This window comes from Photobacterium swingsii (genome assembly GCF_024346715.1).
GTDB classification, from domain to species: domain Bacteria; phylum Pseudomonadota; class Gammaproteobacteria; order Enterobacterales; family Vibrionaceae; genus Photobacterium; species Photobacterium swingsii.
Window position 1 is genome coordinate 2,367,107 of sequence record NZ_AP024852.1, and the last position, 11,979, is coordinate 2,379,085.

9 protein-coding genes and 1 tRNA gene are annotated in these 11,979 nt (G+C 38.4%); 6 read left to right on the forward strand and 4 right to left on the reverse strand.

Annotation, left to right across the window (positions count from 1 at the left end):
- The first annotated feature begins 32 nt into the window (after nt 1-32).
- The 5 genes from OCU77_RS10890 to OCU77_RS10905 all read left to right on the forward strand — a co-directional run bounded on the left by OCU77_RS10890 (nt 33) and on the right by OCU77_RS10905 (nt 5,794).
- Nucleotides 33-182: a hypothetical protein gene (locus tag OCU77_RS10890; RefSeq protein ID WP_084711822.1), complete on the forward strand. Its 150-nt coding sequence runs from the start codon at nt 33-35 to the stop codon at nt 180-182.
- Between the two features lie 50 nt (nt 183-232).
- On the forward strand, nt 233-451 hold the full coding sequence (locus tag OCU77_RS10895; protein WP_048899579.1) for a hypothetical protein: 219 nt from the start codon (nt 233-235) through the stop codon (nt 449-451).
- Complete coding sequence (locus tag OCU77_RS10900) at nt 432-2,675, forward strand: ankyrin repeat domain-containing protein (protein WP_048899578.1); 2,244 nt, start codon at nt 432-434, stop codon at nt 2,673-2,675. The genes OCU77_RS10895 and OCU77_RS10900 overlap by 20 nt, the downstream gene beginning before the upstream one ends.
- A 1,222-nt stretch (nt 2,676-3,897) precedes the next feature.
- Nucleotides 3,898-4,257 carry a recombinase family protein gene (locus OCU77_RS25245; RefSeq protein ID WP_048899577.1) on the forward strand — a complete coding sequence of 120 codons (360 nt, stop codon included), beginning with the start codon at nt 3,898-3,900 and terminating at the stop codon, nt 4,255-4,257.
- A 55-nt stretch (nt 4,258-4,312) separates the two neighbouring features.
- A complete protein-coding gene (locus OCU77_RS10905) occupies nt 4,313-5,794 on the forward strand; it encodes a recombinase family protein (protein ID WP_048899576.1) in 1,482 nt (493 codons plus the stop codon).
- A gap of 89 nt (nt 5,795-5,883) precedes the next feature.
- Here the strand turns inward: OCU77_RS10905 and OCU77_RS10910 are convergent.
- Nucleotides 5,884-5,974 (reverse strand) — tRNA-Ser (locus OCU77_RS10910).
- A 310-nt stretch (nt 5,975-6,284) separates the two neighbouring features.
- On the opposite strand from OCU77_RS10910, the gene OCU77_RS10915 reads away from it, so the two are divergent.
- Entirely contained in the window at nt 6,285-8,744 is a 2,460-nt protein-coding gene (locus OCU77_RS10915; RefSeq protein ID WP_048899575.1) for a M9 family metallopeptidase, read from the forward strand.
- 123 nt (nt 8,745-8,867) lie between these two features.
- On the opposite strand, the gene OCU77_RS10920 is transcribed toward OCU77_RS10915, so the two are convergent.
- The 3 genes from OCU77_RS10920 to OCU77_RS10930 form a co-directional block, all read right to left on the reverse strand.
- Nucleotides 8,868-9,002 (reverse strand): hypothetical protein, encoded by a 135-nt coding sequence (locus OCU77_RS10920; RefSeq protein WP_261856005.1) that lies wholly within the window; start codon nt 9,000-9,002, stop codon nt 8,868-8,870.
- Between the two features lie 155 nt (nt 9,003-9,157).
- Nucleotides 9,158-10,792 carry a methyl-accepting chemotaxis protein gene (locus OCU77_RS10925; protein ID WP_048899574.1) on the reverse strand — a complete coding sequence of 545 codons (1,635 nt, stop codon included), beginning with the start codon at nt 10,790-10,792 and terminating at the stop codon, nt 9,158-9,160.
- 929 nt (nt 10,793-11,721) lie between these two features.
- Nucleotides 11,722-11,961, reverse strand: coding sequence for a hypothetical protein (locus tag OCU77_RS10930; RefSeq protein WP_048899573.1), 240 nt, complete (start codon nt 11,959-11,961; stop codon nt 11,722-11,724).
- Between the last annotated feature and the right edge of the window lie 18 nt (nt 11,962-11,979).

Consider the following 11,979-nt stretch of genomic DNA (forward strand, 5'->3'; position numbering starts at 1 on the left):
ACTCATTCATCGACACATTAAAGGAAAATGATATGTCTAAACCTAAAACCCCAATGACACCATCAGCAGCAGCCCGTATCCAAAGTACTGTCGCAAAAGCGAACGAAGGTCAAGTTGCAAAAGGAAGCTTTGCCGCTCGTGCACAAAGTGCCGCAGCCAAAAATTCAAATTCGAGTAAGTAAAGGATAGTAACAAGGGGTAAGCGCTCTTACCCCTTTATAAGGATCACTAAATGAGACGCTTTAGTAAAAACAAAGACATAAATCACTTTATTAAAATTTTGATTCGTAATAATAACTGGCAGTTTTTTAATGGCAAAAATCACGGTTCACTATATTCACCTGGTGGAAAAAGAATCACTGTACCAACAACACCAAGTGATCATCGGGCCTTTAAAAATTTCAAAAAAGATATCTTGAGAATTGTTACTAATGAAACTTACAACCTTTAATCGAGCCGCCCCATACCCTTCACTCCAAACTCTCTACCGAGAGATATCTGTAGCACTTGATACAAAGTCTTACGTATCTAAAGAAGCAGCACGTAAATTGGACGGTTTGTGTAAAAAGAATTGTGTTCATTACTACGAACTAGAAGAAACGCTCAAACAGGTCATTATTGAACCTGTTCGCTCTGTTTTTAATGATGAATATTCAGCTCGAGTAGAGATTTTTGTTCGTAATCTTAGTACCGCATATTTTAAGTGGATCTCTATGTATTCTCTAGGCGAAGTGACCGTTGAGCAAGCCAATCAATTATTCAATGATTCACAATTTTTTGAGAATCTTGTAATTCAAAATTTTGCCCTAAAACAAGCTGACTGCAAACCTCTGTGCCTACCTGGTAACACTACATTGATTCTGGATGATGCCAATGCATGTAAGGTATTACTGAACAATACAGTGAATAAAGAAATTATCGACCGATGGAATCGTTGGATAAGCGAAAAGGAAAAACCATCCCTAAACACCATCGCGAATCTAGATCAAACTCTTTCACTGAACTTCAATAAACAACAATGGCTGGAACTAAAGTGGAGCCTACTAGCTTCAAGGTTTGTTCATCATTTTCTTTCCAGCTTTGGAATCAATCTAACGGGAATAAATCATGAACTTTTTGTCAACGCCAATCAATTGAACAAACAACAGTTACTCCCGATTTCAATGCTCAATGATGTCACCCTAAAAGAATATAATGTTCATCAAACGGTGACTAAAAACGAGGCTCACCAAGAACGCATGCGTAAGCTTCTCAAGCTGACAAACGAGGAACTCGCTAAGCTCAATCCGGAGCTAGGTGCAAACCTAAGTTATTTGCATGCTAAGGCACGTTTTTTGGTCAACTCTGGTTTCCTTGAAGAAGCGAATGCTACTTATAAAGAGGCATTTAACATCGCGCTTTTTAGGGTTCATCACCCATCTCAATTCAAAAAACTAATTGCCGAAGCACTACGTGTTGCTGCGTATCAATCACCAAATCCCGATAAAGTTTTTATAACAAACTTAAAGTCGATGTTAATTCTGACAGGTATGGAACCTGCTCCTGCAAGGACTGACGAGCCAGATAGAAACCGCAGGAGTGTTATTGCTGCCAATGAAATTGACGCATATCGCGAAGAGCTCCAGATATTATTTCCAGAGAAATTTGCCTATCCAAATGTCACGTATCCGAGTCATCCCAAGAAAGCGGGGTTGATTTTTGACAAGTTAAATCCGCTAGGTTCAGACATCAAAATGTTAAAAAAGAAAAAAGTCACTGTTGGATTAGGAGACGGTGTACAGCGCTTATCTTCTCCTCTCATTGAGGCAATAAAAAACAATGATTTGGAGTCTGTAGCACTCATGTTGAAGAGTGGTGCCAGCGTAAATGCACTTAGCGAAGTAAATGAATCGCCTCTCTTAATGAGCCTTGAATTACTAGACTTTCAAACCCCCTACGCACCTATGGATAGGAGAATATTCGACCTCATCGTGACACACAGTCATAGCGCCAAAACACTGAATACGATAAGTCGACGTAAAATGCGTTTTCCTCTCAATGCTGCCGTTGACTCAGGCCAACAGGATATTGTTAAAACGGTTCTATCTTTGAACAAAGACATTGACATCGACCTGAAAGGTGGTCTGGACTATATGTCACCTCTCTATCAAACATTGTGCCTACTCCCTTTGATAAAAAAACCGTCTTTACTTGAACAAAAGGCTTTTGAAAATATTAGTGATGAGAGTATTCACAGGCTAAAGCCGATGTTCGCAGGGATATTACCAACATTTATTGAAGATATGCGCAAAGCCTTAACTAACAACGGCACAAATGATGGAAGGAAAGGTAGTATTAAGTCAGTTTATCAAAAGCTATTCATGGAAAACTTTAGACGCCATAGTCCATCACCGAGTAAGATTCGCCATATAGCTCGTATATTGATTCTTGCTGGGGCAAACCCTAATCTAGAGCACAATATAAATGGAATGAAATACACTCCTTTGATGCTTGCTGCTGAATTTGGTGAGCTCTCACTATTTAAATTAATGATTGCGCATAATGGCGATTGGCGTAAGACCTACGTTCTGCCATCACAATCTGTTCATAATGAAAAAGCTATACACTGCCTTCACATAGCTAGAAACTTTAATCAACAAGCTATTGTTGACTACATTGAACACAATTTGGTTTAAGCCTAAGCCTTAATGACTATTGCACAGTAAATGGTACGGTTGGCTATATGTGCTTCTGATAAGCTTCAGACCGTGTTCAACCATATGAGGTGACCTTGAACAAGGTCATAAACGACTGTCATGTAATCATGGCCTTTTGCTCTAGCAACTTCGTCAACCCCGATATAAATGAGGCCTGTAAGCGTTTGATGTTCAAGCGATGGCAGCGAAGAAAGCAAATATGCTCTATCGATATTTTTAACGGTTTCCCAACGAATATTGCGATGTTTGTATACAGCGTGCATACTCATGAGGCAACAGAGCCCACAGTTCATCTTACAAAATCGCGTGGTAAAACGAGCCCCATTTTCTACGCACTCACAGCATTCAACATATCACTCATATATAGCAATTGAAGACTTATACTAATCCAAATTCGATCAGACATGGATAGCTTGATATTGGGGCGTCATGACTCCTCCTTCGAGTGTAACGCTTAATTATTCCTGCTTGCCTATTTTTGGATCGACAGGCTTACTACGCTTATCCCTTCAGCACTGAATGACGACTGCTTGAAACTCATCGAGATGAATAGAGTCGTCACATTGCCCGGGAAATTCAAAAAGTGGTGAAGGAATAATAATCATAACTTACTGATACTGCTTTTGGTAAATCAAGCCATTTTAAATCAATATGATAGCTTAAGTAGACTACACATATTTTACAATAGGACGGAGAGGTGCCTTGAAAATATACAATTTTCGGTAGAGCAGATCATAGTCATTAATAACGTCAGCCATCTAATGATACGTTGTAGCATACACAAAGACTGGTTATAACAAATTATAATAACATATAAAGAATAGTTGTAAGGGTGAGTGTTTATTCTAATTCAGACCATTTTGAAAAACTCTGATAACTTAGTCAACTAGAGTTAAAATCATCAAATTTATATTAGTATTGATATAATTAATATCATAGACCAACTATTGCACATTTCAAACATAAATGTCGTTGAATAAGATAAAAGAAAATCTATAGTTACCTTACACATTCCAATCGGCGTCAAACTCAAACATGAAAAACGCATTTTACTTTGAAACGAAAACACTAAAAATACATTTTATATTAAATGGCAATTATCAAAAGGCAATCATTGACACAGTTAGAAATAACACAGAAGAGTTTCAAAAAATATATCTTTACAACATGAATAATGATGATAACTTGAGTGAGAAATAATATGAATACTGTCGCCTACATACGAACATCAAATATTGATGAAACGGAAGACGTAGTATTGATAAAAACGCAAAAGTCCATTATAGATGAGTGGGCTTATTCGAATAACAACATTATAGGTAAGTATTATATCGACTCTAGACATACAATACATAACAAACAAAGAATACAGTTCGAAAAAATGATAAAAGATATTAACGATAACCATAAAAACATAGAAGGAATAGTTGTTACTGATTTTTACAGATTAGCAAGAAAACCTACTGATATTGTAAGACTTCTTACTCTTACACAAAATTTAGATATACAAATTATAGTTCTAAGTGAATCATTTATTATAAAGAGTGTTTATACGCACTAAATAATAAAACATTAGCAAGACATTTGACTTTAAATAGTAATACCATAGGTGACGTATGAAACTAGCCGCTTACATTCGCGTATCATCACAAAACCAGGTTGAATATGGTGACTCTCTAACAGGCCAAGAAGAAAGTATCTATAACTGGGCAGAAAAAAATGGGCACACTATAGTCAGGAAATATATTGAACCAGGCTCTTCTGCTTATAATGACAATTATCGCCCACAATTTAATATGATGCTGAAAGATATTGAAAATGATAACTTTGATTGTGATGCAATAATTGTCTACGCCCTCTCGCGTTTTGCAAGAAATCTAATATCTCAGTCAGCAGCTCAGTCAGTGTTGGATAAAAAAAGCATTCGACTACTATCTGTTGTTGAGCCACTTCCAGAGGATTATGACACATATAGATTATTAAGTACTGTTATTGGTCTAATGAACGAAATGCAAAGCTCACAAAACTCAAGAACAGTTTGTGATCGCTTACAAGACACCGCAGAAAAGGGGTACTTTACAGGAGGAAATATCCCTTATGGTTATGAGTCAATTAATGTAAAAGATGATTCTATTTTTAGAAAAAAATTAATAATCAATGAATATGAGGCAAAGATAGTAAGGAAGATTTATAAACTTGCGCAAAAAGGAAATTATGGAAAGGGCTGGGGGATAAAACAAATAACATCGTATCTAAATGATAATAATATACTTAATCGAGGTAATGATTGGAAGATAAATACTATTCATCGAATCCTTAATAATAGTATTTACTATGGCGATAGAGTATTTGGTAAAAATAGAGTTAAACGAGCAGGTAAAGAAAACCCACTACCTACTATAGTAAACACTCCAGCAATAATATCAAAAAAACTTTTTGATAATGTGCGAGATGAACTTAAATCAAGGGATCTTAAAAATAACAAAGATAAACCTTTGCGCTCTAACTCTCTTTTAACAGGAATAGTAAAGTGTGGGAAATGCAACACTAATCTTGTAATCAGAACAGGGAAAGGCGGAAAATATAAATATTACAGCTGTGGAAAAAGAATTAGAAGCAGTGTTAACTCTTGTACATGTCAGAATATACCAAAACAATTACTTGAAGAGCAAATAAATGAGGCATTAATAAAAAACATTCTTACAAAGGATACTATTGAAAGCATTTTAAAAGAACTTAAGTTACTAATAAAAGCGAATAACACAGAAGAAATAGAACTTAATAGATTAACTAAAAAATTAAAATACAACAAAGCAAACCTTAATGCTTTTTATACAAAACTATTTACTAGTGAAATAGAAGTCGATGACACTGTAAAAGGTTTCATTAATACAGAACAAGGTAAGATTAATGAAATTCAGAGGGAAATTGATAAGATTAAAGTAACGAAAAAAATCACATACAAAAACTTTGGCTCTAACCAAGTAAACATGTTTGTCAAGACAATAAAAAATTTAATAAATTCTGAAAATACAGAAGTCACTAAATCATTCTTGATTGCGATGGGCTTGGAGGTAAGAGTATACCCAAAGAATTAAAGATGAGGGGAAGTCTGTTAGCTTTGCTTCATCTTGTTTCAAGTACAAAAAAGGGCACCTGCGATGAGGTGCCCAGATTCGTTACTGTTTGGCGGAGAGATAGGGATTTGAACCCTAGATACGCTACAAACGTATGCCGGTTTTCAAGACCGGTGCTTTCAACCACTCAGCCATCTCTCCATGAGGCGTATAATAAGGATTTCTCTAAATCCTGTAAAGCATAAAAAGAATAAAAAAGACCAAGCGAACAAGAAACAGACAAGCCGCCTAACTTACGATCACGCCATCAACATTTAGACAGACACAAAATTTTAACTCAATGATTTTAGTTGATTTTAACATGTCTTTTTGGAAGTAAAAATGTGTTATTAAGAAACTTATTGATTCCTGAATGCGTCTCTTAGTTTCATATTAGTAAGCGTGCATTTGAATATACGGCGCGTATAACTCTCGCCCTTTGAATTACCACGCAAATATAACCATTACAATTATGACTAATTTAAACACATTCAAACACTCAGCTTTGGCTATTCTACTCTCAAGTTGCTTTTATACCTCACAGGCATCTGCCGCATCCACGTGTGAAATCAACGCACTTTACACCTCACAAAACCCGCTTCTTACCGTTGAAAGTGCCGATCTCGATTGCCGCAATGAATGGTTTTCAGCTAATGTCACACATGCTCAAACTGTTTTCAGCGATCATCTCGTTGAGCAAGCACAAGTACGCTTATTAAATGAAGTAAACAGCTACCGAGGTGAGCCCAATCAAGCTGTAATTATAAATAACCTTGGTGAATTTATTCGTGCCGCTTACTACGTTCGCTCTAACAATAAGCAGCAGCTTGGTGAATTCTCTGATGCGCTTGATCTAAAGCTTGCTCAAACTATTAATGCTTTTATCACCTCCCCTTATGCGATTAATTATGGTCACGAGCAAAGCTCTGCACTGAAAAGCATGACCATCATGGTAGATAATATTCGCCGTTTACCACTAACAATGGCTAACCAGTTAGCCTTACTGAATCATTTGACCCCTGAAAGCGCTGAACATACCCGTTTCATTGAATCAATGAATGACCTTTTCCGTGCAATGAGCGGCCACACTGGTAATGATGATTTCTATTCAGAACTAGTCAAACACCCTGAATATCTACACCAACTAGAACAGTTTATTTACGATAATGAATGGGCACTAGAAACTAACGCTAGCTTTATTGTAAGTAACGCTTCACGTGAAATGGGCCGTTTATTAGCAAGCCCGCATAAAGAAACGAAACAACAAGTGCTATCGATTCAAAAGAACCTGCTTAAGCGTTATCCATTGGGTGGTAAGAGCGATAAGATTTGGGTTGGCATTGCAGAAATGGTGAGCCACTTTGCACCAGATCAAGCTGAATCTATGGGGCTAAACAATGGCAAAGCGCAGCTTGAAGCCTTAGTGATGCCATTTACCTACCCTTGTGATGGACCTGCTATTGTACGTGCGCAAAAGATGGATCAATCACAAGCGCTAGAAGTCTGTGCAACCCTTAATGAAAAAGAGGCTGACTTCCACCAGATAGTAAATAGCAATGGCGTACCAGTTGCTGATGATCATAACGATAATGTTGAAGTGATTGTATTTGATTCAAATAGCGATTATGTCACTTATTCTAGCTTCCTCTTTGGAAATACAACCAATAATGGCGGTCAGTATTTAGAAGGAAACCCTTCAAACCCAGATAACAAAGCCCGCTTTGTCGCTTACCGCAATGAATACGCTGACGGTTTTAGTATTCTGAATCTAGAACATGAATATGTACACTACCTAGATGGTCGCTTTAATTTATACGGGGATTTTGGCGATGTATTACGTGAAGGTAACACTGTGTGGTGGCTTGAAGGCTTTGCCGAATACATGCATTACAAAGAAGGTTACAACGCTGCAATTGAGCTAGGTAAAACTCATACCTACTCACTGCCAGAAGTAATGGCAACAACCTACTCACACGACACTAACCGAATATACCGCTGGGGATACCTTGCTGTGCGTTTCTTAATGGATAACCACCCAGAAGAGGTTGACCAACTCTTAGTGCTTGGCCGTAATAACAACTTCAAAGCATGGGCACAGAAGAGCCAAACTATTGGTCAGCAGTACAATCAAGAATTTGTCGCTTGGTTAGATACATTAGAAACCACAAGCCAACCAACGACGCCTGGTGGAAAGGAACCCATTGTTTCAGAGCTAGCGCTTAATACTTCAATTACGCTTGAAGGTGAAAAGCACAGCGGACAACAATTCTATATTGACATACCTGAGTTCACTCGCTCACTTGAGCTATCGATTCAAGGTAAAGGCGATGCCGATTTATATGCAAGTTTCGATCGCGTTGCGTACTACTATGATCATGACTTTACGTCTTTCAGCCATGGTAGCAACGAACACGTCACTATTGCACCTCAAGCAAATGGCTACATTAAAGCGGGCCGTTATTACATCAGCATTGATGGTCGTGAAGCATTCAGCAATGTTGAGCTTTTGGCTAAAGCGGAAGTGGAGAATCAGAGCAGTAACCAAGGTGGCGGTCAAGGTGGCGGTCAAGGTGGCAACGCAGGACAAGATGATTTAGCGCCTGTTGTTCTCACTACAGATGAACCCATCAACCTAGATGTCATTAACACCCGCTATCTGGCTTTTTATGTACCTGAAGGTAAAGAAACAGTACGTATTTGGGTTACCCCAACAACCCAAAAAAATGAAAACCAAACTAATCATTTAAGTAATGTCGATCTTTATGCCGCACAGTCTCATTGGCCAACACCAGAACAGCATGATGCTGCGTCACGTTACACGGGGAATCAAGAGTTCATCGAGCTTAAAGTAAACCAAAATGGCTATGTCCATTTCATGCTAAGTAATAATGGGAACAAAGCTGAAGTAGCGGTTTATACAACGGCCTACTAATTTAGTATTAAGTAAAAACAGCGCTAATTTCACCACTTAGTGTGATAAATAATAAAAACCACTGAGATGTGCTCACTTCTCAGTGGTTTTCTTTTCTTGGTGTTCAAACTCACTAACAAGGCTCTAGCCAAATACCATAGCAATAAGTAGCACCACTAATAAAATTGCACCAGTTACTTTGAGCAAAAAACCGAGCTGACGCGTGCCTCCTTTAGGTGCTTGATTACAACATCCCATCATGGCTCCTTGTGTCTTCATCCAAAACAGACTTAAGACTACGCCTTCCAGCTAATGGAAGGTCAATACAAACTCTTAATTGTTTTACTTTCTTCTAGCTGTAACAAAGCTAGAAATGAAAAAAGCCAGCAATTAAGCTGGCTTTCAAATCGTTTCACAAAAGTGGAATACAAAAGTTAAGAGATTCGGAAACGATTCATCATAGATTGGAGGTTAGCAGCCAACTGGCTAAGTTCAACACTTGCCTTAGCAGTTTGATTTGCTCCTATTGCAACTTCTGTCGACGATAAGTGGATACTCTCCACATTCCGTCCTAACTCTTCTGTTACAGAATCTTGCTCACTACACGCACTAGCAATCTGCATGTTCATATCAGCAATCTTTGCTACAGCTTGCTCAATACTTTGTATGGTAGTACCTGTATTTTGGCTTTGTGTAACACACTGTTGGATCATACGACAACTATCTGTCGTCGCCTCTTTAGCTTCATTCGCGCTTTTTTGTAACTTATCGATAATCGAAACAATTTCACCCGTAGAATGTTGTGTTCGACCCGCAAGAGTTCTCACTTCATCAGCAACAACAGCAAAACCACGACCTTGTTCGCCGGCCCGAGCAGCTTCAATTGCCGCATTCAGTGCTAGTAAATTCGTTTGCTCGGCGATATCTCGAATAACGTCTACAACCATACTGATATTGACAGACTCTCGCTCTAGTTGCTCAACCAGAGATCCAGCATTTTCAATCTCTCTCGATACATCCAAAATAGATTCGGTGCCTTTCTGTACATCCTTACTACCTAATTTAGCTTCATCATTCGCCGATGTTGCAGATACAGAAGCAACTTCAGTGTTACTCGCAACGTCAGCGACTGTCGCCTTCATTTGCTCCATCGCTGTAACAACCATGGTGATCTCATCTTGTTGCTGCTTCATCCCCTGAGATGACTGTTCAGATACAGCACTGACTTCTTCTACCGCAGCACTTAACTGAGTCACTGCAGCAACAATCTCTTCGACCAATTTGCGCAGATTGTTTTGCATCTTAATGCTAGAGTCCGCCAACATCCCTAGCTCATCGTTACCCATTTGGTCACGATCTAAGGTATGTGTCAGATTACCGGAGGCGATTTCCCCAGAAAGCTCCATCACTAAATTAAGTGGGCGACAGATTTGGCGAGTCAAAAATTGATTCAAGATCACCATCAGAACCAGCATACTGACGATACAAGCGAGTGTCATAGTGCCGACACGCGTTGCAGTCGCTAGCATTTCAGTGCGGTTATTAGCAACAAAGCCTAAGTTCAGCTCTCGTAAACCATCCAGCGCGATCATCAATTCATTAAACTGATTGTAAGTATTCACAAGCTCAGCTTCCGCTGTGACACTATCACCCACAGACGCGGCAGCTTCAAAACCTAAAATACCTGTTTCGTACGCTCGCCATGTATTGCTTACACGATCAAAAACTTGACGTTCATGCTGTGATGCAACTGTCGCATCATAAGCTGCTAGCATTTGCTTAATACGCTCACTGTCTCTTTGTGTTCGTTGCAACGTTGCTTGCATCGCATTAAGGTCATTTTGATGTGTTAAGGTAAAAAACTGAGTTGTACGATTATTCGTAATTTCATATTTCAGCTCTTCGACCGACAGTACACTCGGCAATGTCGAATCTGTAAAGTTAATGGTGCCCTCTCGAACTAGCTTCAATTCCCCCGTTAGAAATACACCAAGCGCGATAATAATCGTTGCGATAGCAGAAAACACAACCGCTATTTTTTTACCCAATGATAAGTTTTTATATGACATTTATATACAACCTGCCCTCTTGAGGATTTAAAGAAATAGTTGTTTTTAACTTCTTACTTCCTTTAAAAAATTAAATAACGGATCACCTTAGCGGCAGGTTAAACCATTCACTTAAATTATATTTTTAATCAGATAAATAACCGAGTAAAAGCTATTTTCAATTAAATTATTATATATTTATGTTTCACTTTTATAGTTAGAAAAACACATTATTAACCTCACCTTCCTTTTATTCACCACTTACCCCTTCACCACTTAACTCGTTCACATTTCATTTGTATTATGAATTTACATCAATATAAATTCACTTACCGTACATACAAGCCACACAGGAGTCATAGCGTTTTAAGTGACAAAGTAAAGTAGGAATAATTTATTACAGATGTAAAAAATCCAGCAATTAAGCTGGCTTCTTTACATTTGGCGAAGCGCTTTGAGTATAGCGGATTTGGTACAAATCCTTTTCACGTTAGCTCAAACGCAAAAAAGGCGCTAATAAATTAGCGCCTTTCTTAAATGTGGCAAAGAGATAGGGATTTACTGCTCGCAAGCTCGCGCCCTTCGGGCTATTGCCTTTTCGCGCCTTCGGCACGGGCAATGTGCTTTCGCTTTGCTCAGGTGAAGCCTACTCTAGGGTTCGGCACCCTATCTCTAATCACAAAATTGAGGCGAAAAAAACCGCAACTAACAAAACCATCAAAAAGATGGCGCCTGTCACTTTTAACAGCAATGCTAACTGACGCGTGCCCCCTTTGGGTGCTTGATTACAACACCCCACCGTTAATTCCCCTTTATCTCACCAATGCAGAAACGGTACACCTTCCAGCTGATGGAAGGTCAAGAGTGACTTTACCGCTCAAAGCAATCAACAAACGTTAGATGAAAGAAAATAGCGCAATAACACTATTGTTGACTCATAATCAGAGCATCTAAGCCAGCCGTTCAACTAAATATGAAACGCCATAAACACACGAAATAACAATCGCGTAAAAAGCATAGATAACAGCCCAACCTTTTTTATTGGGATTAGGAATCAAACCTGACTCATTAGTGAATAACGCAGGCCCCATAAAGTTCATTGGTATAAATATTAAAAAACAAACTAACATAAACAAAATAACAAAAGGATATATGAACGACATTGCAATAAATTCAATTACTTTTTTCATTACGTACCTCATACAGCT

Bases quoted from the DNA above. Each gene is read 5' to 3' on its own strand.
- OCU77_RS10890 (WP_084711822.1), top strand. From the start codon at position 33: ATGTCTAAACCTAAAACCCCAATGACACCATCAGCAGCAGCCCGTATC.
- OCU77_RS10895 (WP_048899579.1), top strand. From the start codon at position 233: ATGAGACGCTTTAGTAAAAACAAAGACATAAATCACTTTATTAAAATT.
- OCU77_RS10900 (WP_048899578.1), top strand. From the start codon at position 432: ATGAAACTTACAACCTTTAATCGAGCCGCCCCATACCCTTCACTCCAA.
- OCU77_RS25245 (WP_048899577.1), top strand. From the start codon at position 3,898: ATGAATACTGTCGCCTACATACGAACATCAAATATTGATGAAACGGAA.
- OCU77_RS10905 (WP_048899576.1), top strand. From the start codon at position 4,313: ATGAAACTAGCCGCTTACATTCGCGTATCATCACAAAACCAGGTTGAA.
- OCU77_RS10915 (WP_048899575.1), top strand. From the start codon at position 6,285: ATGACTAATTTAAACACATTCAAACACTCAGCTTTGGCTATTCTACTC.
- OCU77_RS10920 (WP_261856005.1), bottom strand. From the start codon at position 9,002: ATGAAGACACAAGGAGCCATGATGGGATGTTGTAATCAAGCACCTAAA.
- OCU77_RS10925 (WP_048899574.1), bottom strand. From the start codon at position 10,792: ATGTCATATAAAAACTTATCATTGGGTAAAAAAATAGCGGTTGTGTTT.
- OCU77_RS10930 (WP_048899573.1), bottom strand. From the start codon at position 11,961: ATGAAAAAAGTAATTGAATTTATTGCAATGTCGTTCATATATCCTTTT.